This is a genomic window from Streptomyces plumbidurans (assembly GCF_019857225.1).
GTDB lineage: Bacteria > Actinomycetota > Actinomycetes > Streptomycetales > Streptomycetaceae > Streptomyces > Streptomyces plumbidurans.
The window spans coordinates 36788-58387 of record NZ_JAFJSY010000051.1 but is presented as its reverse complement, the minus strand read 5'-3'; the positions used below and the strand labels follow the sequence as shown (position 1 = coordinate 58387).

Genomic DNA, 21600 nt, shown 5'->3' with positions numbered 1-21600 from the left:
AAGCGGCGTGGTGTGTTCTCGTGGTGCCGTTCGTGAGTGCACCGGGTTGCACGGAGGGGGCGAGAGGTGACGTCGACGGCCGGTGGTGCCGGACAACTGCTGGCCATCAGCGATCTGCACATCGGATACGCAGAGAACCGCGCCCTCGTCGAGGCGATGCGGCCGGAATCGGACGAGGACTGGCTGCTGGTCGCCGGCGACGTCTCGGAGACCGTGTCCGACATCCGCTTGGCGCTGAAGACCCTCGCGAGCCGCTTCGCCAAGGTCGTCTGGACGCCCGGCAACCACGAGCTGTGGACCCATCCCAAGGACCCCGTCACCCTGCGCGGCGCCGCCCGCTACGACCACCTCGTCGAGATGTGCCGCGAACTCGGCGTCACCACCCCCGAGGACCCCTACCCGATCTGGCAGGGCCCGCACGGCCCCGTCGCCGTCGCACCGCTCTTCCTCCTCTACGACTACTCGTTCCTGCCGGCCGGCTGCACCACCAAGGCGCAGGGGCTTCGGTACGCGCACGGAACCGGCATCGTGTGCACCGACGAGTACCTGCTCCACCCCGACCCCTACCCGAGCCGCGAGGCCTGGTGCCGGGCCCGGGTCGCCGAGACCGAACGCCGACTCGCCGCACTGCCCGAGGACCTGCCCACCGTCCTCGTCAACCACTACCCCCTCGACCGCCACCCCTGTGACGTCCTGTGGCACCCCGAGTTCGCCATGTGGTGCGGCACGGAACTCACCGCCGACTGGCACCGCCGCTTCCGCGTGGCGACCATGGTCTACGGGCATCTGCACATCCCGCGGACCACCTTCCACGACGGCGTCCGCTTCGAGGAGGTGTCCGTCGGCTACCCCCGCGAATGGCGCAAGCGGCCGCAGCCGCCGGGGAGACTGCGCCGGGTGCTGCCGGAGGAGGTGGGCGTCGGGTGATCGAGGAGCTGCTGCCGGACGAGGTGGTGGCCGTGGAGGTGTTCGGCGACGACGGGAGCGAACCCGCGCCGCTTTACCCCGAGGAGGCCGCGGTGGTGGCGCAGGCCGTGCCCAAGCGCCGCCGCGAGTTCGCCCTCGTACGCGCCTGTGCGCGCCGCGCGATGGACAAGCTCGGCGTGCCGCCGCAGCCCGTCCTGCCCGGCGAGCGAGGAGCCCCCATCTGGCCGGCCGGGCTGGCCGGCACCATGACGCACTGCGACGGCTACTGCGCCGCCGCCCTGGTCCGCGCCGCCGACCTGGCCTCCCTCGGCATCGACGCCGAACCCCATCAGGAGCTCCCCGACGGCGTCCTCGACGCCGTGTCGCTGCCCGCCGAAGCGGCGCGGCTGCGCCTCCTCGCCGGGCAGCACCCCGAGGTCCACTGGGACCGGCTGCTGTTCAGCGCCAAGGAGTCCGTCTACAAGGCGTGGTTCCCCCTCACCCGGCAATGGCTGGAGTTCACCGAGGCCGACATCGAGATGTCCCTGGACCCCGGTCCCGGTGCGCCGCTGCACGGCGGCTTCCGGGCCGAACTCCTCGTCCCCGGCCCACTGGTCGGCGGCCGACGGCTCGGCCGCTTCGAGGGCCGGTGGACGGTGCAGCGGGGGCTGGTGGCGAGCGCGGTCACGGTCCCGCACACCCTCTGAACCCCCGCCCGGCCCTCGTCACGGCTCAGGGCACCAGGTCTGCAGCAGCCGGAAGAACTCCTCCTCGTTCCCCGTCAGCCCCGCGGCCGCCAGCGCCTGTTCCGCCTCCTGGATCACGGAGGGCGGCACGACGGGTGGTCGCGGATCGCCGGGGGGACCGTCGAAGGCGGCTCGTACCGTGTGCAACAGGCGCAGATAGGCCTGAACGGCGGTGCGCTCACGATCGGTCAGGACGGCAGTGGGCATCGTCGGCTCTCCCCTGTCGGCGTCATCGGTCCACGCCCGCAGGAAGGGGCGCAGGTCCAGCTTGCCCGGTGGCACTGACAATGGGGCTTCTGGGCTGGTCAGGGGGTTGGTGGGGGCAGTGGTATGTCACATACCGTCGGCGCGGTTGCTCGGTGCCATGTCACATCCCATCGGCCCCGTGGCTCAGTGGTATGTCACATGCCATCGACCCCATCGCCCAGTGGTATGTGACATACCACCAGCACGGTCGCCCAGTGGCAGGCCGCCCCTACGACCCCAAATACCCCAACGAAGCCCCGATCCGCCCCGCCAGATGATCCCGCTGCACCGGCGCCCGGTGTCCCGGACCGGCCAGCCATGTACGGCACTTGCTGGCCAGCAGCAGGCCGAAGCTCTCGGCCTCCTGCTCCTCGGCGAGGTCGAAGCGGCTGCGGGCGGCCACCCTGCGGACCGTGGCGCGCAGGTCGGCGTCGTCGCTCATCAGCCGGGCCGCCACCTTCGTGCCCTCGACGTGATGGCCGCGGTGACCGGCCTTCATGTGCCACAGCTCATGGCCGAGGATCACCAACTGGTGCTCCGGCGCGGTCCGTTCCTCGATCACCACGAGGTCCTGGTCGCTCATGTCCAGCCACAGCCCGCTCGCCGTCCCGGTCGGGAAGGCGACGGTGCGGAAGTGGACCGGCCGGCCGCGGCGTCTGCTCATCGACTCGCACAGTGCGCCGTAGAGGTCATCGGGTCGCGCGGGCGCGGCCAGCGTGAGCTCTCCGAGCAACTCCCCGCACAGACGGCGCATTTCCTTTGCGATGCCCACAGCTCTCCCCAGGCTCACGACTCGGGCCGCTTGACGCTCTCCAGGAGCATGTCCAGCCACTCCGCCACCTTGTCGCGGTGCTGGTCGGTGGGCAACTGCGCGGCCCGCCAGGCGATCCCGCGGACCCCGTGGTCCTGCAGCAGCCGCTCCAACGGGTCCTCGGCGGCAGCGGCCTCCTCCCGCTCGGCGAGCTTGTGCAGGAGTTCCTGCTCGGTGCTCTGCAGGGCGCCCGTGAGGGCCTCGGGGTCCTCGGCCGTGAGGAATCCGGCGTGCACCCTGAAGAAACGCTGGATGGCGTCGCAGTGCTCCATGGTGGGGCGCCGGTCGCCGTTGATGAGCGCGCCCGCCTGCTGGCGGGACATGCCCGCGCCGTCGGCGATCTCCTGCTGGGTGTACCTGCGCCCGTTGGGCTTGAGCCGGGTGCGGCGCAGCAGGTCCAGGCGCTGCAGAAACCGCGCCTGCACATCGGGTTCGCCCGCCGGACAGCCGTTCAGCAGGGCCTTGACCACGGGTTCGGGGACTCCCGAGGCGGCGGACAGCCGGGCGGTGTCGAAGACCTCCGTGTGGGACACCGCGAGCCGGTCGGCGAGCGCGGTGACGCGAGCGACGACGGCCGGCAGCGCAGCGCTCGCCGCCGTGGTGCCCGGACCCCCGAGGCCTTCCGTCACCGGCAGATCTCCTACGTATCTCACAGGCTTCTCACAAGCGGTCGCCGCGAACTCGACGGAGATTACCGGGTAGTTCGAACTCTCATCCAGGTGTCGCCACAACTGTGGCCAGTTTCGGCCGTGATCGGGCACGAAATGCCACGATAGTTGACACGAGTTGAGTCCGGGCCCCAGGATCAAGGCGCCGCGTGAAGGCCGCAGAGGCAAGAGGGGTGACCTCCCGATGGCATATCAGGCAGGTGGGCAGCGGTCGGCACCGCGGCCCGTCCCCGAGAGTCTCGACGTCCAGGCGTATCTGGAGGATTACGCGGTCCTCCTGGAGGCCGTCCCCTTTCCGTCCGTGGTCCTGGACCACCGCTGGGACGTCGTCCTGGCCAACAGTGCTTTCGCGTCACTTTTCCGTGAAATGGGACAGCATCCCACGGCCATGCCGAACGACAACTTCCTCAGGTTCGTGCTGTTCCACCCCGACGCGGCCACGGTCCTCGGCGAGCACGAGTCGAGCTGGTGTCTGCCGATGCTGGCGCACTTCTCGGCAGCCGTCGAGCGCTACGCCCACGACCACGGACTGCAGTCCATCCGCCGTGACATCGCCCAGGACCCGATCATGGAGGCCGCCTACCGCCAGGGCCTGCCGCACTGGATCCGCGCGGTGGGTGAGCAGGCCGTGGTGCACGACGGCGCCGTACGCCCCCTGACGCACCCCGACCCGCGGTGGGGCGCCACCGACTGCCGCGTGGTGGACGAAACGCCGGGCACGCTGCGGGAGTTGGGGTACACCCGGCTCACCCTGGTCCTGCGGGAGGCCCGCCGCGAGCGGCCCCGGGTCCGCAGGGCGCGGCGCACGGAGGCGCATCTGACGGTGGTGCCGGCCACCGGAGCCTGAACGCAGACGCAGACGCAGACGCAGACGCAGACGCAAAAACTGCCCGCTCAGCTCTGCGCGAGCGAGATCACCAGGACGAGCGGGACGTCCGGGCACGGGACCAGCCGCAGTCCGCGGAAGCGTACGGGCCGCGCCCGCTCCAGTACGGCCGCGAAGTCGGGCCCCTTGGTGAGGGATCCGGCGAGATGGGCGGGGTCGGCGGACGCCGTCACCCGGCCGCGCGCGTTCACCAGGTGGGCCGGTCCCGGCAGCCCGCGCAGCATCGGCAGCACGGCCGCCTCGAAGTGACGTAGATACACGTCCGCGGCGGCCACCCCGGCGAACCGGCCCTCCATCTGCACGGGCGCGGACAGGGTGAGGCTGTACTCGTCGGAGCAGAGGTAGTCGACGTACGGCCCGGCCACCGCGCGCTCGCCGGTGTCGCGGGGCAGGGCGAACCAGTCCCAGTGCGTGTAGTCCGCGTACGCCGACTGCGCGGGGTCGAGGTCGAGCAGCAGCGGTCGTACGCCGCCGTCCGCGTCGCTCTGCCACCACTCCAGCCAGGCGGGTACGTCGGAGAGGAGACCCGGCGCGGCGACGAAGCCGACGCCGGAGACCAACTCATGGCGGCCCAGGCGCAGATGGAGTCCCGGTCGCAGGGCGGCGAGGTCCACGGTCGCGGGACGTCGGCCCTCTTCGGCCACCCGGGCCAGCAGTTGCGCGGTGTCCGCGCGGGTGGCGGCCACGGCGTCGAACACGCTCTCCAGAGCGGAGCGCACGCCTGCCGTGACCGACTTCTCCGGTGCCGTGCCGGCGGCTGCCGTCGCGAGGCTCATCCGTGCCCTCCAACGGACGGGGACCGGGCACGGTGCGGCGCAGGGCCCGCGCCTAGAGCGTCAGGCGCAGCGCGACGAGTCGCGCCGTGGACTCCTGGACGCACCGCTCGGCCAGTCGCCTGGCCGTTTCCTGGATCCCATCCTGCACGGCCGAGATCACGGACCGGTGACGGTCTGCCACCTCTTCACGATATTCGTCGTCCCCGAGCACAAGACAGAGCACGGCGCCGATCTCCGTCTGCAGCGCGACCTGTTCGCGGGTCAGCCGGGCCGACTGCGCGGCGGCGGCCAGCTCCACATGGAAGCGACCGTAGATCCGGCTGCGCGCCGCCGTGTCCGCGGCATGGGTCAACTCCTCGGCCGTACGCCGTAGTTGTACGAGGTCGTCGGGTTCCGTGCGCTCGGCGGCGAGCCGGGCCGCCGTACCCGACAGGGCGGCCCAGTGGTCGCCGAGGTCGCGCAGTTCCTCGGTGCTCCAGCCGCGCAGCCGGACCCTGAGCCGCTCGGCGCCCGGGGCCTCGGGCGAGGAGACGAAGGAGCCGCCGCCGCGGCCCCGGCGGGTGGTGACCAGGCCCTGCTGGCGCAGCGCCATCAGCGCCTCCCGCAGGGTCACGGTGGACACGCCGAGCTGCCCGGCCAGCTCGCTCTCGCCGGGCAGTTGCTCCCCTTCGGCCAGCAGGCCGAGCTCGATGGCGTCGCCGATCCGGCGTACGACCGCGTCGACGCGCGCCCGGTTGTCCACCGGCGTGAAGACGGCTCTGCGGGCGCCACCGTTGATCTGCTGCTGTTTCACGGCCACCACCTTGTGCGTTGACTCAAGCTTTACCTCGAGGGGGACTTGAGCTTTGAACTATGACTTCATATCTTTCCGTGCAACGTACGAGAGCGCCAGAAAGGTTCCCTGCATGGAGGGAATTGCGATCCGGCTGCAGGATCTGCGGAAGTCGTTCGGCGAGACGACCGCCGTGGCCGGGGTCGACCTGGAGATCAGGGACGGGGAGTTCTTCTCGATGCTCGGGCCCTCGGGCTCCGGCAAGACCACGGTCCTGCGCCTGATCGCCGGGTTCGAGACACCGACGACCGGCCGCATCGAGCTCGCCGGACAGGAGGTGACCGGCCTCGCGCCCTTCGAGCGCGACGTGCACACGGTCTTTCAGGACTACGCCCTCTTCCCGCACATGACGGTCGAACAGAACGTCGCCTACGGTCTCAAAATCCGCAAGGTCCCCAAGGCCGAACGCCTCGTCCGCGCCCGCAAGGCCCTCGCCGAGGTCCGCCTCGAAGGGTTCGGCGCCCGCCGTCCGGCCCAGCTCTCCGGCGGCCAGCGCCAACGCGTAGCCCTCGCCCGCGCCCTCGTCGGCCGCCCCCGCGTGCTGCTCCTCGACGAACCGCTCGGCGCCCTCGACCTCAAACTGCGCGAACAGATGCAGGTCGAACTCAAGGAACTCCAGCGCGAGGTGGGCATCACCTTCGTCTTCGTCACCCACGACCAGCAGGAAGCCCTGACGATGAGCGACCGCATCGCCGTCTTCGACCAGGGCCGCATCCAGCAGGTCGGCACCCCCGCCGAGATCTACGAACGCCCCGCCACCGCCTTCGTCGCCTCCTTCGTCGGCACCTCCAACCTCATCGAGGGCGAGTCCGCCCAACGCATCGTCGGCGCCCCGGGCGTCTACAGCATCAGGCCCGAGAAGATCCGCGTCCTGAAGGAGTCCGCGGAGTCCGACGAACCGGAACACGCCAGCGCCACCGGTACCGTCGCCGAGGTCGTCTACCTGGGGGACACCACCCGCTTCCTGGTCGACCTCGACGCCGGCGGCCGGCTCACCGCACTCCAGCAGAACCTCGAGACCTCTGCCGAGGACGTGGCCGCCTACCGCGGCACCAGGGTGCGCCTGCAATGGCACCACCGCCACACCGTCCGGGTCCCCGACACCCGCTGAAGCCCCCACCCCAGCCGCCGAAGCCCCCACAGCCCAGGGAGAACGTCGTGCGTCTCACCCGAACCCTCAAGGTCGCGGCCTGCGCGGCCACGCTGGTCCTCGCCGCCGGTGCCTGCGGCTCGTCCGACTCCGGCGGCGGTTCGTCGGCCACCGGCCTCAACCCGCCCGATCTCAAGGCGCCCACGAAACTCGGCAAGACCGAGGGCAAGGTGAATCTGATCGCCTGGGCCGGCTATGTCGAGGACGGCTCCAACGACCCCAAGGTCGACTGGGTCAGCGACTTCGAGAAGCAGACCGGCTGCCAGGTCAACTCCAAGGTCGCGGCCAGCTCCGACGAGATGGTCAAACTGATGAAGACCGGCGAGTACGACGCCGTCTCCGCCTCCGGCGACGCCTCCCTGCGCCTCATCGCCTCCGGCGACGCGGCCCCCGTCAACACCAAGCTCGTGCCCAACTACAAGGACATCTTCGCCGGGTTGAAGAACGGCGACTGGAACTCCGTCGACGGCCAGATGTACGGCATCCCGCACGGCCGCGGCGCCAACCTGCTGATGTACAACACAAAGAAGGTCACCCCCGCCCCGACCTCCTGGGCCGCCGTCTTCGACGACGCCGCCAAGTACAAGGGCCATGTCACCGCCTACGACTCCCCGATCTACATCGCCGACGCCGCGCTGTATCTCAAGGCCACCAAGCCCGAGTTGAAGATCAAGAACCCCTACGCGCTCGACCAGAAGCAGTTCGACGCCGCCGTCACGCTGCTGAAGAAGCAGAACGCGGACATCGGCGAGTACTGGAGCGACTACCTCAAGGAGGTCTCCGCCTTCAAGAGCGGCGACTCCGTGGTCGGCACCACCTGGCAGGTCATCGCCAACCTCACCGCCGACGAGGGCGCCAAGGTCAAGGCCTTCGTACCCAAGGAGGGTTCGACCGGCTGGTCCGACACCTGGATGGTCTCCGCCAAGGCCAAGCACCCCAACTGCGCCTACAAATGGCTGAACTGGATCGTCTCGCCGAAGGTCAACGCCCAGGTCGCCGAGTACTTCGGCGAGGCACCCGCCAACTCCAAGGCGTGCGAACTGACCAGCGACAAGAACTTCTGCACCACCTATCACGCCGCCGACGAGAACTACTGGAAGAACATCGCCTTCTGGAACACCCCCATCGAGCAGTGCCTCGACGGCCGCACGGACGTCAAGTGCGTTCCGTACGCCAAGTGGGTCCAGGCCTGGACCGAGATCAAGGGCTGAGCGCATGACCGTGGTTGCAGAGCGATCCGGCGGAGGGGGCACCGTCCGCCGGATCGCCGGGGCGCTGCACCGTCGCCCCCGGCTCCGGCTGGCCCTGCTGCTGACCGCCCCGCTGCTGTGGCTGACCGTGCTCTATCTCGGCTCGCTGGCCGTCCTGTTCGTCTCCGCGTTCTGGACGACCAACTCCTTCACCTCCCAGGTGGTGAAGGTCTGGTCGACCGACAACTTCCACGAGCTGTTCACCACGCCCGTCTACCGGCAGGTGATCCTGCGCAGCATCGGCGTCGCGCTCGCGGTCACCGCGCTGTGCGCGGTCATCGCCTTCCCGCTCGCCTTCTACACCGCGCGCGTGGCCCGCCCGAAGTGGCGGCCACTGCTCGTGGTCGCCATCCTCACGCCGCTGTGGGCCAGTTACCTGGTCAAGGTGTACGCCTGGCGGCTGATCCTCTCCGAGGGCGGACTCGCCGACTGGATGCTCAAGCCGTTCGGCGCGGGCGGGCCCGGGTTCGGACTGCCGGCCACCGTACTGACGCTGACGTACCTCTGGCTGCCGTACATGATCCTGCCGATCCACACGGCCCTGGAGCAGCTGCCCGCCAACCTGCTCGACGCCTCCGCGGACCTGGGCGCGCGCAGCTGGCGCACCTTCCGCTCGGTGGTGCTGCCGATGGTGCTGCCGTCCGTCGCGGCCGGATCGATCTTCACCTTCTCGCTCAGCCTCGGCGACTACATCACCGTGCAGATCGTCGGCGGCAAGACCCAGCTGATCGGCAACGTCGTCTACTCCAACATCGAACTCAACCTGCCCATGGCGGCCGCGCTCGGCACGGTGCCGGTCGTGGTCATCGTGGTGTATCTGCTGGCGATGCGCCGTACGGGCGCGCTCAGCAGTCTGTGAAGCGGGTGGTATGTCACATGGCACTCTCCCGATGGGCCCGCACAGCCCTGCGCATCGCCGCCGCCCTCGGCTTCGCGGTGATCTACGTCCCGCTGCTGCTCGTCCTCGTCAACTCCCTGAGCCCGGACCGCAGCGCGAGCTGGCCGCCGCCCGGCTTCACCCTGCACTGGTGGCACGTCGCCTGGCAGAACGCCGGTGCGCGCGAGGCGCTGTGGGTCTCCGTCAAGGCCGGCCTCGGTGCCACCGCCATCGCCCTGGTCCTCGGCACCCTCATCGCCTTCGCCGTCGCCCGGCACCGGTTCTTCGGCCGCAGCACCGTTTCCTTCGTGGTCGTCCTGCCGATCGCCCTGCCCGGCATCGTCACGGGCATCGCCCTCAACTCGGCCTTCGGGACGGTGCTCGAACCCCTGGGCGTGGGCCTCGGACTGTTCACCGTGATCGTCGGCCACGCCACCTTCTGCATCGTCGTCGTCTTCAACAACGTCGTGGCCCGGCTGCGCCGCACAGCCGGCTCCTACGAGGAGGCGGCCATGGACCTGGGCGCCGACACCTTCCGCGCGTTCGTCGACATCACCTTCCCGCTGGTGCGCTCGGCGCTGTTCGCGGGCGGACTGCTCGCCTTCGCGCTCTCCTTCGACGAGATCGTCGTGACGACGTTCACGGCGGGCCCCGGCATCGAGACGCTGCCCATCTGGATCTACGACAACATGACCAGGCCGCAGCAGGCGCCGGTGGTGAACGTGGTGGCCGCCGTCCTCGTCCTGCTCTCCGTCATCCCGATCTACGTCGCCCAGCGGATGTCCGCGGACACGGCTACGGGGAGCCGGGTGTAGGCGGGGAGGGGGCGCCCGGGCGGGTCGGCACCGTTCCCAACCCTTGTGGTATGTGACATAGTACTGACCGTGACCCACCCACTGACCTGCGACGTCGTGGTAATAGGCGCCGGCATGACCGGCGCCGCCTGCGCCCTGTTCGCGGCTCGGGCCGGTCTCGACGTGGTCGTCGTGGACCGCGGCCCGGTGGCGGGCGGTACCACCGGCGCGGGGGAGGGCAACGTCCTGGTCTCCGACAAGGAGCCGGGTCCGGAACTCGACCTCGCGCTCCTGTCCAACCGTCTGTGGAGCGAACTGGCCGAGGAGTTCGGCGAGTTCATCGAGTACGAGGCCAAGGGCGGCGTCGTGGTGGCCACTTCACCGGGCGGACTGGCCGCGCTGGAGCGGCTCGCCGTCGAGCAGCGCGCCGCCGGAGTCGTCGCCGAACGGGTCGACGGGGACACGCTCTACGGCCTCGAACCCCACCTCGCTCCGGGGCTGCCCGGAGCCGTGCACTATCCACAGGACAGCCAGGTCATGCCCGCCCTGGCCGCCGCCCACCTCGTACGGGCCGCGGGCGCGCGCCTGCTCACCGGCCGCACCGTGACGGACGTACTGCGCACCCCCGGCGGGGCGGTGCTCGGCGTCCGCACCGACCGCGGCGACATCCACGCCCCGGCCCTCGTCAACGCGGCGGGCACCTGGGGCGGCGAGATCGCCGCCCTCGCCGGGGCGCCCCTGCCCGTGCTCCCGCGCCGCGGCTTCGTCCTGGTCACCGAACCGCTGCCGCGCATGGTCCACCACAAGGTGTACGCCGCCGACTACGTGGCCGACGTGGCCAGCGACTCGGCCGCGCTGCAGACCTCGCCGGTCGTGGAGGGCACGGCCGCCGGCCCGGTCCTGATCGGCGCGAGCCGCGAACGGGTCGGCTTCGACCGGTCGTTCTCGCTGCCGGTACTGCGCGCGCTGGCGGCGGGCGCGACCCGGCTGTTCCCCTTCCTGGCCGACGTCCGCGCCCTCCGCTCCTACGTCGGCTTCCGCCCCTACCTGCCCGACCACCTCCCCGCCATCGGCCCGGACCCCCGCGTCCCCGGCCTCTTCCACGCCTGCGGCCACGAGGGCGCCGGCATCGGTCTGTCCACCGGCACCGGCCATCTGATCGCCCAGGCGCTGACAGCGAAGACACCCGATCTGGACCTGGCGCCGTTCCGTCCCGACCGCTTCGCCGAGGAGGCCGCGTGAGCTCCCCGCTCGAACTGGCAGGAGCCCGCCCGGGCCCCGCCTTCACGGTCACCTTCGACGGCCGCGAGATCGAGGCGCTGCCCGGCCAGACGGTCGCCGCCGCGCTCTGGGCGGCCGGCATCACCTCGTGGCGCACCACCCGGGGTACGGGCCGCCCGCGCGGCGTCTTCTGCGGGATCGGCGTCTGCTTCGACTGCCTGGTGACCGTCAACGGCCGCCCCGGCCAACGGGCTTGTCTGCTTCCCCTGCAACCGGGCGACGCCATCCGCACCCAGGAAGGCACGGGCCACGATGACTGACCGGCCTCGTCTCGCCGTGATCGGCGCAGGTCCCGCGGGGCTCGCCGCGACCGTCGCAGCCGCAGCGCACGGAGTCCGCGTCACGCTGATCGACGCGGCCGCGCAGGCGGGCGGCCAGTTCTACCGGCAACCCGCCGCCGCACTGCGTGCCGGCCGCCCGCAGGCGCTGCACCACGACTGGCGGACCTGGCAGCGGCTGCGCCGGGCGCTCGACGCACACGTACGGGCAGGCGCCGTAGCGCACTTGACGGATCATCATGTGTGGTTCGTGGAGCGGGAGTCCGGCGAGTCCGGTCGGTTCACCGTGCACGCCCTGCTCGGTCCCGAGGAGGCGGACGCGGTGGCCGTGGGCGCCGACGCCGTCCTCCTGGCCACCGGCGGATACGAGAAGGTGCTGCCCTTTCCCTGCTGGACGCTGCCCGGCGTCGTCACCGCGGGCGGGGCGCAGGCCATGCTCAAGGGGACGCTCGTGGTGCCCGGCCGTACCGCCGTGGTCGCCGGGACAGGGCCGCTGCTGCTGCCCGTGGCGGCCGGACTGGCGGCGGCCGGAGTGCAGGTCGCGGCCCTCGTCGAGTCGGCCGCTCCCCGGGCCTTCCTGCGGCGCACCCGGGCGCTGGCGGCCCAGCCGGGCAAGGTCGCCGAGGGCGCCGGATACGCGGCACAACTGCTGAGGCACCGGGTGCGGACGCTCGCCCGGCACACCGTCGTCGAGGCGCACGGCATCGACCGGCTGGAGGCGGTGACCGTCGCCGCGCTCGACGGCGAGGGACGGGTCAGGGTGGGCACCGAGCGCCGTATCCCCTGCGACACCCTCGCCGTCGGGCACGGCATGCTCCCGCACACCGACCTCGCCGGGACGCTCGGCTGCCGCCTCGACGGCCTGCGCGTCCACGTCGACGACGAACAGCGCACCGACGTACCCGGCGTCTGGGCCGCCGGTGAGGCCACCGGCATCGGCGGCTCGGCGCTCGCGCTCGCCGAGGGCCATATCGCCGGACGTTCCGCCGCGGCACGCCTCACCGGCTCCACACCGGACCCGCAGGAGTGGGCCGCGGCCGCCAAGTCCCGTACCGGACTGCGGGAGTTCGCCGCCGCGATCGAGAGCGTGTACGCCCCGCCCGCCCACTGGAGCGAGCAGGTCACCGACGACACCGTGGTGTGCCGTTGCGAGGAGGTCACCGCGGGCACCGTCCGCGAGGCCGTGGCGCAGCTCGGCGCCGGTGACCTGCGCACCGTGAAGCTGTTGACCCGGGCCGGCATGGGCTGGTGCCAGGGCCGCATCTGCGCACCCGGGGTCGCCGGACTCGCGGGATGCGAACTCACCGCGGCCAGAAGGCCGTTCGCACGTCCCGTACCGCTCGGCGTGCTCGCCGAGGACCACCCGCAGCCGACGTCCCGCGCGCACACCCACCCGACCGATGGAGGGCCATCATGACCGACCACCGTCCCTGGCGCGGCGTCCTCGTCGCCACCGCGCTGCCGCTGAACGACGACCTCTCGGTCGACCACGGCAGGTACGCCGAGCACTGTGCCTGGCTCGTCGAGAACGGCTGTGACGGCGTCGTCCCCAACGGCTCGCTGGGGGAGTACCAGGTACTGACGCCCGAGGAGCGCGCCAAGGTCGTCGAGACGGCAGTCGCCACGGTCGGCGGCGAGCGAGTGATGCCCGGCGTCGCCGCCTACGGGTCCGCGGAGGCCCGTCGCTGGGCCGAGCAGGCCCGCGACGCCGGCTGCCACGCGGTGATGCTGCTGCCGCCCAACGCCTATCGCGCCGACGAGCGTTCGGTCCTCGCCCACTACGCGGAGGTCGCCCGGGCGGGTCTGCCGGTCGTGGCGTACAACAACCCGATCGACACCAAGGTCGACCTCGTGCCCGAACTTCTCGCGAAACTGCACGGCGAGGGATACGTCCAGGGCGTCAAGGAGTTCTCCGGAGACGTCCGCCGCGCCTACCGCATCGCCGAACTCGCCCCGGAACTCGACCTGTTGATCGGCGCCGACGACGTGCTGCTGGAACTCGCCATCGCCGGTGCGAAGGGCTGGGTGGCGGGATACCCGAACGCGCTGCCGAGGTCGTGCGTCGAGCTGTACCGCGCGGCCGTCGCGGGCGACCTGGACACGGCCAAGAAGCTGTACGAGCAGCTGCACCCGTTGCTGCGCTGGGACTCCATGGTGGAGTTCGTGCAGGCCATCAAGTTGTCGATGGACATCGTCGGGCGGTACGGGGGCGGCTGTCGCCCGCCGCGGGTGCCGCTGCTGCCCGAGCAGGAGGCCGTGGTGCGGGCCGCCACCGAGCAGGCCGTCGCGGCCGGACTGGCGTAGGTCATGCGCAGCAAACTCGTCCTGCACGCCGTGGACTCGCACACCGAGGGCATGCCGACCCGCGTGATCACCGGCGGCATCGGAGTTGTCCCCGGCGCGACGATGAACGAGCGGCGGCTGTACTTCCGCGAACACCGCGACGACGTCAAGCAGTTGCTGATGAACGAGCCGCGCGGGCACTCCGCGATGAGCGGTGCGATCCTGCAGCCGCCGACCCGCCCGGACTGCGACTGGGGCGTGCTCTACATCGAGGTGTCCGGCTATCTGCCCATGTGCGGACACGGCACGATCGGCGTCGCGACGGTGCTGGTGGAGACCGGCATGGTCGAGGTCGTCGAACCGGTCACCACCATCCGCCTGGACACCCCGGCCGGACTGGTGATCGCCGAGGTGGAGGTGCGGGACGGGGCGGCGAAGGCGGTGACGCTCCAGAACGTGCCGTCGTTCGCGGTCGCACTCGACCGGAAGGCGACGTTGGCTGACGGTCGGTCAGTAACATATGACATGGCATACGGCGGCAACTTCTACGCCATCCTCCCGCTGGACCAGTTGGGCCTCCCCTTCGACCGCTCCCGCAAGAACGACCTCCTCGCCGCCGGCCTCTCCCTCATGGACGCCATCAACGCCGAGGCGGAGCCCGTCCACCCGGAGGACCCCTCCATTCGCGGCTGCCACCACGTCCACCTCCTCGCGCCCGGCTCGACCGCTCGTCACTCGCGGCACGCGATGGCGATCCACCCCGGCTGGTTCGACCGCTCGCCCTGCGGCACCGGGACGAGCGCGCGCATGGCCCAGCTGCATGCGCGGGGCGAACTCCCGCTGCACACCGAGTTCGTCAACGAGTCCTTCATCGGCACCCGCTTCACCGGACGCCTCCTCGGCGCGACCGAGGTCGCGGGCCGCCCGGCTGTCCTGCCCAGTTTCACGGGGCGCGCCTGGATCACCGGCACCGCGCAGTACCTGCTGGACCCGGAGGACCCCTTCCCCGCGGGCTTCGTGCTGTAGCCGCCTTCGATAGTGTCGGGCGACCCGAGGAGGACGATCACCATGGCCCCGCAGCAACGACCCGCCCTGCCCCCGCTCGGCGGCAGGAAGCCCAACTTCCGCGAACGTACGGTGGATGTGCTGCGGGCCGCCCTGATCGCGGGCGAACTGCGCCCGGGCGAGGTGTACTCGGCGCCCGGCCTCGCCCCCCGCCTCGGTGTCTCCGCGACGCCGGTGCGCGAGGCCATGCTCGAGCTGGTGAAGGAGGGCATGGTCGAGATCGTCCCGAACAAGGGCTTCAGGGTCACCGCCGTGTCCGACAGGCAGCTCGACGAGTACAAGCACGTACGGTCCCTCATCGAGATCCCGACGACGGTCGGCCTCGCGACCACCGCCGACCTCGACGCGCTGAGGGCGCTGCGCCCGCTCGCCATGGAGATCGTCAACTCGGCCGCCAAGGGCGACCTCATCGAGTACATCGAGGCCGACCTGAACTTCCATCTGAGCCTGCTGGCGCTCGCGGGCAACGGTCATCTGGTGGAGGTCGTACGGGATCTGCGGCGCCGTTCACGGCTGTACGGGCTGACCGCCCTGGTCGAGGCGGGGCGGCTGCGGGCCTCCGCCGAGGAGCACCTGGAGCTGCTCGACGCGCTGCTCGCACGGGACGAGGAGCGCGTCCGCGAGGTGATGACCCGGCATCTTGGGCACGTCCGCGGTCTGTGGGCGGCCCGCTGACCGTTCCGCCCGCACAGGCCCCGACGGCCCCGGTCCCGACGGCCCGGACGCGACGTTCCCGGCACCGTTACGCAAGCAGTTTGCATTTCTTGCGCTATTCTTGCGCTCATGACGCGACGACTTGCTGAGGTGGCGAAGAAGGTCGGGGTCAGCGAGGCCACGGTCAGCCGGGTGCTCAACGGCAAACCCGGGGTCTCCGAGTCCACCCGGCAGGCGGTGCTCTCCGCCCTGGACGTGCTCGGCTACGAGCGGCCCACCCAGCTGCGCGGCGAGCGCGCGCGGCTCGTCGGCCTGGTCCTGCCCGAGCTGCAGAACCCGATCTTCCCGGCGTTCGCCGAGGTGATCGGCGGCGCCCTGGCCCAGCTGGGCCTCACCCCGGTGCTGTGCACCCAGACCAAGGGCGGCGTCTCCGAGGCCGACTACGTGGAGCTTCTCCTGCAGCAGCAGGTCTCCGGCGTCGTCTTCGCCGGCGGGCTGTTCGCGCAGGCGGACGCCCCGCACGACCACTACCGGCTGCTCGGCGAGCGCAACATTCCGGTGGTGCTGGTCAACGCCTCCATCGACGACCTCGGTTTCCCGGGCGTCTCCTGTGACGACGCGGTGGCGGTGGAGCAGGCCTGGCGGCATCTGGCCTCGCTCGGGCACGAGCGGATCGGTCTGGTCCTCGGCCCGGCCGACCATGTGCCCTCGGTGCGCAAGCTCGCCGCCGCCCGGGAGATGGGGGACCTCCCGGAGGAGTTCGTCGCTCGGACCATGTTCTCCATCGAGGGCGGTCACGCGGCGGCCTCCCGGCTCATCGACCGGGGCGTCACCGGCTTCATCTGCGCCAGCGACCCGCTCGCCCTCGGGGTGATCAGGGTCGCGCGGCGCAAGGGGCTCGGCGTGCCCGCGCAGGTCTCGGTCGTCGGTTACGACGACTCCGCGCTGATGAACTGCACCGAGCCCGCGCTGACCACCGTCCGTCAGCCCATCGAGGCGATGGGGAGGGCGGCCGTGGAGCTGCTCAACGCGCAGATCAACGGCAGTTCCGTAGCCGCCGAGGAGCTGTTGTTCGAGCCGGAGCTGGTGGTCAGGGGGTCGACCGCGCAGGCGCCTCGCAGCTGAGATCCATCCCGCTGTCGAATAATTTCAAATTGTGCGCGACATCTTGCGTTCGGATGTCGGCGGTGCTTGAGTGTGCGACGCCCACCGCTCCTGCCCAGAGGGGTCCACCGATGAGAAGCACCGGGTTCCGCCGTACCTTCGCCGCGCTCGGCGTCTGTTCGCTCGCTCTGACCGCGTCCGCATGCGGATCGAGCGACGACGACTCCTCCAGCGGCAAAACGCGCATCACGGTCAACTGCGAACCGCCCAAGAGCGCCAAGGTCGACCGGGGGTTCTTCGAGCAGGACGTCGCCGCCTTCGAGAAGAAGAACCCGGACATCGACGTCGTCGCGCACGACGCGTTCCCCTGCCAGGACCCGAAGACCTTCGACGCCAAGCTCGCCGGCGGCCAGATGGAGGACGTGTTCTACACGTACTTCACCGACGCCAAGCACGTCGTCGACATCAACCAGGCGGCCGATCTCACCCCGTACATCAAGCAGTTGAAGAGCTACGACACCATCCAGCAGCAACTGCGCGACATCTACACCGTCGACGGGAAGATCTACGGCGTCCCGCGCACCGGCTACTCGATGGGTCTGATCTACAACCGCAAGCTCTTCCAGAAGGCCGGCCTCGACCCCGACAAGCCCCCGGCCACCTGGGAAGAGGTCCGCGCCGACGCCAAGAAGATCGCCGCGCTCGGAGGCGGCACCGTCGGATACGCCGACTACAGCGCCCAGAACCAAGGGGGTTGGCACTTCACCGCCGAGATGTACTCCCAGGGCGGCGACGTCGTCAGCGCCGACGGCAAGAAGGCCTCCGTCGACACCCCCGAGGGCCACGCCGTCCTGCAGAACCTGCACGACATGCGCTGGAACGACAACTCGATGGGCAGCAAGCAGCTCCTCGTCATCAACGACGTGCAGCAGATGATGGGTTCGGGCAAGCTCGGCATGTATCTCTCCGCCCCCGACAACATCCCGATCCTGGTGAAGGAGAAGGGCGGCAACTACAAGGATCTCGCGCTCGCCCCGATGCCCGGCGGCAAGGGCACGCTCATCGGCGGCGACGGCTACATGTTCAACAAGCACGACACCCCCGCGCAGATCCGCGCCGGCCTGAAGTGGCTCGACTCCATGTTCCTCACCCCCGGCGACGGCTTCCTCGGGGACTACGCCCGCGCCAAGAAGAACGACGCACCCGTCGGACTGCCCGAGCCGCGCCTTTTCACCGGCGCCGCCGACGCCAAGGACCAGCAGATCAAGAAGGCCAACGCCAACGTGCCGGTGGAGAACTACCAGACCTTCCTCGACGGCAACCAGCAGCTCCAGATGAAGATCGAGCCGCCGAACGCGCAGCAGATCTACTCCGTCCTCGACGGCACCGTCTCCGCCGTCCTGACCAAGAAGGACGCGAACATCGACCAGCTGCTCAAGGAAGCCTCCGGCAAGATCGACAGCATCCTGGCGCGGGGCTGAGCATGACGAAGACGGCCGAGCGGCGACCGATCGGCAAGGTCGCCGTACGCCCGGTGCAGGCGCCGCCCCCGGCAGGGGACCGGAGGCGGCGCCGCCTCGCCGACCAGGTGCGCGCCTACGGATTCCTCCTGGGCGGCCTGATCTGCTTCGCCCTGTTCTCCTGGTACCCGGCGATCCGCGCCGTCGTGATCGCCTTCCAGAAGTACACGCCGGGCTCCCCGCCCGAGTGGGTCGGCACCGCCAACTTCACCCGTGTCTGGCACGACCCGGAGTTCTCCGCGGCCTGGCGCAACACCCTGACCTTCACCCTGCTCGCCCTGCTGATCGGCTTCGCGATCCCCTTCGTGATGGCCCTGGTCCTCAACGAACTCCGCCATGCCAAGGCCTTCTTCAGGGTCGTGGTCTACCTCCCGGTGATGATCCCGCCGGTGGTCAGCGCCCTGCTGTGGAAGTGGTTCTACGACCCCGGCGCGGGCCTTGCCAACGAGGCCCTGCGCTTTGTGCACCTGCCCACCTCGAACTGGTCCAACGGCGCCGACACCGCGCTCATCTCCCTGGTGATCGTGGCCACTTGGGCCAACATGGGCGGCACCGTCCTGATCTATCTCGCCGCCCTGCAGTCGATCCCCGGCGAGCTGTACGAGGCCGCCGAACTCGACGGCGCGAGCCTCCTGCAGCGCATCCGGCACGTGACGATCCCTCAGACACGGTTCGTCATCCTGATGCTGATGCTCCTTCAGATCATCGCCACGATGCAGATCTTCACCGAGCCGTTCGTGATCACGGGCGGCGGCCCGGAGAACGCCACGGTCACCGTGCTGTACCTGATCTACAAGTACGCCTTCCTCTACAACGACTTCGGCGGCGCCTGCGCACTCAGCGTGATGCTCCTCGTGCTGCTCGGCGCCTTCTCCGCCGTCTATCTGCGGCTCACCCGCTCCGGAGAGGAGGCCGCATGAGCGCCACCCGCACCCTTGTCTCCCCGGCGGCACTCGCCCGCCCGCGCGGCAAGGCCATCTACTGGACCGTCTTCACAACGGTCGTCCTCCTCTTCGCCCTTGCCTTCCTCTTCCCCGTGTACTGGATGGTGACCGGCGCCCTGAAGTCTCCGGACGAGATCGCGCAGACACCGCCGAGTCTCGTGCCCAAGCAGTGGCATCTCAGCGGCTACACCGACGCCTGGGACCTGATGCAGCTGCCCGAGCACCTGTGGAACACGGTGGTGCAGGCGGCCGGCGCCTGGGCGTTCCAGATCGTGTTCTGCACAGCCGCCGCCTACGCCCTGTCCAAGCTCAAGCCCGCCTTCGGCAAGGTGATCCTCGGCGGCATCCTCGCCACGCTGATGGTCCCGGCACAGGCCCTGGTCGTACCCAAGTACCTGACCGTCGCCGACCTGCCGTTCATCCACACCAGCCTGCTCAACGACCCGCTGGCCATCTGGCTGCCGGCCGTCGCCAACGCCTTCAACCTCTATCTGCTCAAGCGGTTCTTCGATCAGCTTCCCCGCGACGTGCTGGAGGCCGCCGAGATGGACGGCGCCGGAAAGCTGCGCACGCTCTGGTCGATCGTGCTGCCCATGTCGCGGCCGGTCCTCGGAGTCGTGTCGATCTTCGCCCTGGTGGCCGTCTGGCAGGACTTCCTGTGGCCGCTGATGGTCTTCTCCGACACCGGCAAGCAGCCGATCAGTGTGGCCCTGGTCCAGCTGTCGCAGAACATCCAGCTCACCGTGCTCATCGCCGCGATGGTCATCGCCAGCATCCCGATGGTCGCGCTGTTCCTGGTCTTCCAGCGGCACATCATCGCCGGGATCAGCGCGGGCAGCACGAAGGGCTGACGCCCTCCCTTCGACAGAAAGGCATGCACAGTGGGACAGCCCTCCCCTGCCCAGAAGGACGAAGCCAACGACACGCGGGACCATGGGAATTGGTGGCGCTCCGCGGTCATCTACCAGGTCTACGTCCGCAGCTTCGCCGATGCCGACGGCGACGGCACCGGCGACCTCGCGGGCGTCCGCTCCCGGCTGCCGTATCTCGCCGAACTCGGCGTGAACGCCCTGTGGTTCACCCCCTGGTATCTGTCACCGATGAAGGACGGCGGCTACGACGTCGCCGACTACCGTGCGATCGACCCGTCCTTCGGCACCCTCGCCGAGGCGGAGAAGCTCATCGCCGAGGCCCGCGAGCTGGGCATCCGCACCATCGTCGACATCGTGCCCAACCATGTCTCCGACCAGCACCCGTGGTTCCGGGCCGCGCTCGCGGCCGGGCCCGGCAGCCCCGGGCGCGAGATGTTCCACTTCCGGCCCGGACGCGGTGAGCACGGCCAACTCCCGCCCAACGACTGGCCGTCGCAGTTCGTCGGCTCCACCGAGCCCGTGTGGACGCGGCTGCCCGACGGCGACTGGTATCTGCACCTGTTCACGCCCGAGCAGCCCGACCTGAACTGGGCGCACCCGGCGGTGCGCCAGGAGCACGAGGACATCCTGCGGTTCTGGTTCGAGCGGGGAGTGGCGGGCGTCCGCATCGACTCGGCGGCGCTGCTCGCCAAGGATCCCGAACTGCCCGACTTCGTCGAGGGCCGCGACCGAAACCCCTTCGTCGACCGCGACGAACTCCACGACATCTACCGCTCCTGGCGGGCCGTGGCCGACGAGTACGACGGGGTGTTCGTCGGCGAGGTGTGGCTGCCGGACGCCGAACGCTTCGCCCGCTACCTGCGCCCCGACGAGCTGCACACCGCCTTCAACTTCTCGTTCCTGTCCTGCCCTTGGGACGCGGACCGGCTGCGGACGTCGATCGACACGACGCTCGCCGAGCACGCCCCGGTGGGCGCGCCGGCCACCTGGGTGCTGTGCAACCACGACGTCACCCGGACCGTCACCCGCTACGGCCGCGACGACACCGGGTTCGACTTCGCCGCCAAGGCCTTCGGCACCCCGACCGACCTCGCCCTCGGCACCCGGCGTGCCCGCGCCGCCGCCCTGCTCTCGCTCGCCCTGCCCGGCGCCCTCTACCTCTATCAGGGCGAGGAACTCGGCCTGCCGGAAGTCGACGTGCCGCGCGAGAGCATCAAGGACCCGATGTACTTCCGCTCCGGCGGCACCGACCCCGGCCGCGACGGCTGCCGCGTCCCGCTGCCCTGGTCCGCGGAGGCGCCGTACGCCGGTTTCGGCTCCCGGCAGGAGCCGTGGCTGCCGCAGCCCGAAGGCTGGTCCGCGTACGCCGCAGACCTCCAGGCCACCGACCCCGCCTCGATGCTCACCCTCTACCGCGAGGGCATCCGGCTGCGCCCCCTCTTCGGCACCGGCCCGCTCACCTGGCTGCCCGCGCCCGACGGCGTCCTCGCCTTCACCCGCGCCGGCGCCCTGTGCGTGGTCAACCTCGGCGACACCCCCGCCGAGCTGCCTGCCCACACCGAACTCCTCCTCGGCAGCGCCCCCTTGGACGCCCAGGGACGGCTGCCGAAGGACACCGCGGTCTGGCTGCGCAGCTGAGCCCGCACCGCGCACGTCC

Annotated in this window: 23 protein-coding genes; 18 read left to right on the top strand and 5 right to left on the bottom strand. The window is 70.4% G+C overall.

Going from position 1 to position 21600, the window contains the following annotated elements; translation table 11 throughout:
- The first annotated feature begins 66 nt into the window (after positions 1-66).
- Positions 67-927 carry a metallophosphoesterase family protein gene (locus JYK17_RS28025; RefSeq protein ID WP_108006058.1) on the top strand — a complete coding sequence of 287 codons (861 nt, stop codon included), beginning with the start codon at positions 67-69 and terminating at the stop codon, positions 925-927.
- On the top strand, positions 924-1613 hold the full coding sequence (locus JYK17_RS28020; RefSeq protein ID WP_222811446.1) for a 4'-phosphopantetheinyl transferase family protein: 690 nt from the start codon (positions 924-926) through the stop codon (positions 1611-1613). The genes JYK17_RS28025 and JYK17_RS28020 overlap by 4 nt, the downstream gene beginning before the upstream one ends.
- Positions 1614-1631: 18 nt before the next feature.
- On the opposite strand, the gene JYK17_RS28015 is transcribed toward JYK17_RS28020, so the two are convergent.
- The 3 genes from JYK17_RS28015 to JYK17_RS28005 form a co-directional block, all read right to left on the bottom strand.
- Positions 1632-1859, bottom strand: a complete 228-nt coding sequence (locus tag JYK17_RS28015; protein ID WP_108007424.1) for a hypothetical protein — start codon at positions 1857-1859, stop codon at positions 1632-1634.
- A gap of 268 nt (positions 1860-2127) precedes the next feature.
- Complete coding sequence (locus JYK17_RS28010) at positions 2128-2670, bottom strand: toxin-antitoxin system, toxin component (protein WP_234548260.1); 543 nt, start codon at positions 2668-2670, stop codon at positions 2128-2130.
- A 14-nt stretch (positions 2671-2684) separates the two neighbouring features.
- Complete coding sequence (locus JYK17_RS28005; protein WP_222811445.1) at positions 2685-3338, bottom strand: helix-turn-helix domain-containing protein; 654 nt, start codon at positions 3336-3338, stop codon at positions 2685-2687.
- A 223-nt stretch (positions 3339-3561) separates the two neighbouring features.
- On the opposite strand from JYK17_RS28005, the gene JYK17_RS28000 reads away from it, so the two are divergent.
- On the top strand, positions 3562-4224 hold the full coding sequence (locus JYK17_RS28000; RefSeq protein WP_164932127.1) for an MmyB family transcriptional regulator: 663 nt from the start codon (positions 3562-3564) through the stop codon (positions 4222-4224).
- A 47-nt stretch (positions 4225-4271) separates the two neighbouring features.
- Here the strand turns inward: JYK17_RS28000 and JYK17_RS27995 are convergent, their stop codons facing one another.
- The gene (locus JYK17_RS27995) at positions 4272-5039 is read right to left on the bottom strand and encodes a cache domain-containing protein (protein WP_222811444.1); all 768 of its coding nucleotides are present in this window, start codon (positions 5037-5039) and stop codon (positions 4272-4274) included.
- Between the two features lie 52 nt (positions 5040-5091).
- Positions 5092-5832, bottom strand: a complete 741-nt coding sequence (locus JYK17_RS27990) for a FadR/GntR family transcriptional regulator (RefSeq protein ID WP_108007420.1) — start codon at positions 5830-5832, stop codon at positions 5092-5094.
- Between the two features lie 112 nt (positions 5833-5944).
- On the opposite strand from JYK17_RS27990, the gene JYK17_RS27985 reads away from it, so the two are divergent.
- The 15 genes from JYK17_RS27985 (at position 5945) to JYK17_RS27915 (ending at position 21581) form a co-directional block, all read left to right on the top strand.
- Positions 5945-6982, top strand: coding sequence for an ABC transporter ATP-binding protein (locus JYK17_RS27985; RefSeq protein ID WP_108006048.1), 1038 nt, complete (start codon positions 5945-5947; stop codon positions 6980-6982).
- Between the two features lie 47 nt (positions 6983-7029).
- A complete protein-coding gene (locus tag JYK17_RS27980) occupies positions 7030-8232 on the top strand; it encodes an ABC transporter substrate-binding protein (RefSeq protein WP_222811443.1) in 1203 nt (400 codons plus the stop codon).
- Positions 8233-8236: 4 nt separating this feature from the next.
- Positions 8237-9130: an ABC transporter permease gene (locus JYK17_RS27975; protein ID WP_108006044.1), complete on the top strand. Its 894-nt coding sequence runs from the start codon at positions 8237-8239 to the stop codon at positions 9128-9130.
- Positions 9131-9147: 17 nt separating this feature from the next.
- Entirely contained in the window at positions 9148-9963 is an 816-nt protein-coding gene (locus JYK17_RS27970; protein ID WP_222811442.1) for an ABC transporter permease, read from the top strand.
- 69 nt (positions 9964-10032) lie between these two features.
- Positions 10033-11184, top strand: coding sequence for an NAD(P)/FAD-dependent oxidoreductase (locus JYK17_RS27965; RefSeq protein ID WP_108006040.1), 1152 nt, complete (start codon positions 10033-10035; stop codon positions 11182-11184).
- Positions 11181-11483 carry a (2Fe-2S)-binding protein gene (locus JYK17_RS27960; RefSeq protein ID WP_108006038.1) on the top strand — a complete coding sequence of 101 codons (303 nt, stop codon included), beginning with the start codon at positions 11181-11183 and terminating at the stop codon, positions 11481-11483. Before JYK17_RS27965 ends, JYK17_RS27960 begins: the two co-directional genes overlap by 4 nt.
- Positions 11476-12918, top strand: coding sequence for an FAD/NAD(P)-dependent oxidoreductase (locus JYK17_RS27955; protein WP_222811441.1), 1443 nt, complete (start codon positions 11476-11478; stop codon positions 12916-12918). Before JYK17_RS27960 ends, JYK17_RS27955 begins: the two co-directional genes overlap by 8 nt.
- Complete coding sequence (locus JYK17_RS27950) at positions 12915-13805, top strand: dihydrodipicolinate synthase family protein (protein ID WP_108006034.1); 891 nt, start codon at positions 12915-12917, stop codon at positions 13803-13805. The genes JYK17_RS27955 and JYK17_RS27950 overlap by 4 nt, the downstream gene beginning before the upstream one ends.
- Positions 13806-13808: 3 nt before the next feature.
- Positions 13809-14810: a proline racemase family protein gene (locus JYK17_RS27945; RefSeq protein ID WP_222811440.1), complete on the top strand. Its 1002-nt coding sequence runs from the start codon at positions 13809-13811 to the stop codon at positions 14808-14810.
- A gap of 42 nt (positions 14811-14852) precedes the next feature.
- The gene (locus JYK17_RS27940) at positions 14853-15524 is read left to right on the top strand and encodes a GntR family transcriptional regulator (RefSeq protein ID WP_108006030.1); all 672 of its coding nucleotides are present in this window, start codon (positions 14853-14855) and stop codon (positions 15522-15524) included.
- Positions 15525-15632: 108 nt separating this feature from the next.
- Complete coding sequence (locus tag JYK17_RS27935; RefSeq protein ID WP_222811439.1) at positions 15633-16628, top strand: LacI family DNA-binding transcriptional regulator; 996 nt, start codon at positions 15633-15635, stop codon at positions 16626-16628.
- Between the two features lie 110 nt (positions 16629-16738).
- Positions 16739-18088, top strand: coding sequence for an ABC transporter substrate-binding protein (locus JYK17_RS27930; RefSeq protein ID WP_108006026.1), 1350 nt, complete (start codon positions 16739-16741; stop codon positions 18086-18088).
- 2 nt (positions 18089-18090) lie between these two features.
- Complete coding sequence (locus JYK17_RS27925; protein WP_108006024.1) at positions 18091-19047, top strand: carbohydrate ABC transporter permease; 957 nt, start codon at positions 18091-18093, stop codon at positions 19045-19047.
- Positions 19044-19922: a carbohydrate ABC transporter permease gene (locus tag JYK17_RS27920; RefSeq protein WP_108006022.1), complete on the top strand. Its 879-nt coding sequence runs from the start codon at positions 19044-19046 to the stop codon at positions 19920-19922. The genes JYK17_RS27925 and JYK17_RS27920 overlap by 4 nt, the downstream gene beginning before the upstream one ends.
- A gap of 30 nt (positions 19923-19952) precedes the next feature.
- Positions 19953-21581: a glycoside hydrolase family 13 protein gene (locus JYK17_RS27915; protein WP_222811438.1), complete on the top strand. Its 1629-nt coding sequence runs from the start codon at positions 19953-19955 to the stop codon at positions 21579-21581.
- Positions 21582-21600: the final 19 nt, after the last annotated feature.

Excerpts from the sequence above, each read along its gene's own strand:
- JYK17_RS27945 (WP_222811440.1), top strand. The coding sequence starts at position 13,809 with ATGCGCAGCAAACTCGTCCTGCACGCCGTGGACTCGCACACCGAGGGC.
- JYK17_RS27975 (WP_108006044.1), top strand. The coding sequence starts at position 8,237 with ATGACCGTGGTTGCAGAGCGATCCGGCGGAGGGGGCACCGTCCGCCGG.
- JYK17_RS27935 (WP_222811439.1), top strand. The coding sequence starts at position 15,633 with ATGACGCGACGACTTGCTGAGGTGGCGAAGAAGGTCGGGGTCAGCGAG.
- JYK17_RS27955 (WP_222811441.1), top strand. The coding sequence starts at position 11,476 with ATGACTGACCGGCCTCGTCTCGCCGTGATCGGCGCAGGTCCCGCGGGG.
- JYK17_RS27985 (WP_108006048.1), top strand. The coding sequence starts at position 5,945 with ATGGAGGGAATTGCGATCCGGCTGCAGGATCTGCGGAAGTCGTTCGGC.
- JYK17_RS27930 (WP_108006026.1), top strand. The coding sequence starts at position 16,739 with ATGAGAAGCACCGGGTTCCGCCGTACCTTCGCCGCGCTCGGCGTCTGT.
- JYK17_RS27920 (WP_108006022.1), top strand. The coding sequence starts at position 19,044 with ATGAGCGCCACCCGCACCCTTGTCTCCCCGGCGGCACTCGCCCGCCCG.
- JYK17_RS27940 (WP_108006030.1), top strand. The coding sequence starts at position 14,853 with ATGGCCCCGCAGCAACGACCCGCCCTGCCCCCGCTCGGCGGCAGGAAG.
- JYK17_RS27950 (WP_108006034.1), top strand. The coding sequence starts at position 12,915 with ATGACCGACCACCGTCCCTGGCGCGGCGTCCTCGTCGCCACCGCGCTG.
- JYK17_RS27925 (WP_108006024.1), top strand. The coding sequence starts at position 18,091 with ATGACGAAGACGGCCGAGCGGCGACCGATCGGCAAGGTCGCCGTACGC.
- JYK17_RS27995 (WP_222811444.1), bottom strand. The coding sequence starts at position 5,039 with ATGAGCCTCGCGACGGCAGCCGCCGGCACGGCACCGGAGAAGTCGGTC.
- JYK17_RS28015 (WP_108007424.1), bottom strand. The coding sequence starts at position 1,859 with ATGCCCACTGCCGTCCTGACCGATCGTGAGCGCACCGCCGTTCAGGCC.
- JYK17_RS27970 (WP_222811442.1), top strand. The coding sequence starts at position 9,148 with ATGGCACTCTCCCGATGGGCCCGCACAGCCCTGCGCATCGCCGCCGCC.
- JYK17_RS28000 (WP_164932127.1), top strand. The coding sequence starts at position 3,562 with ATGGCATATCAGGCAGGTGGGCAGCGGTCGGCACCGCGGCCCGTCCCC.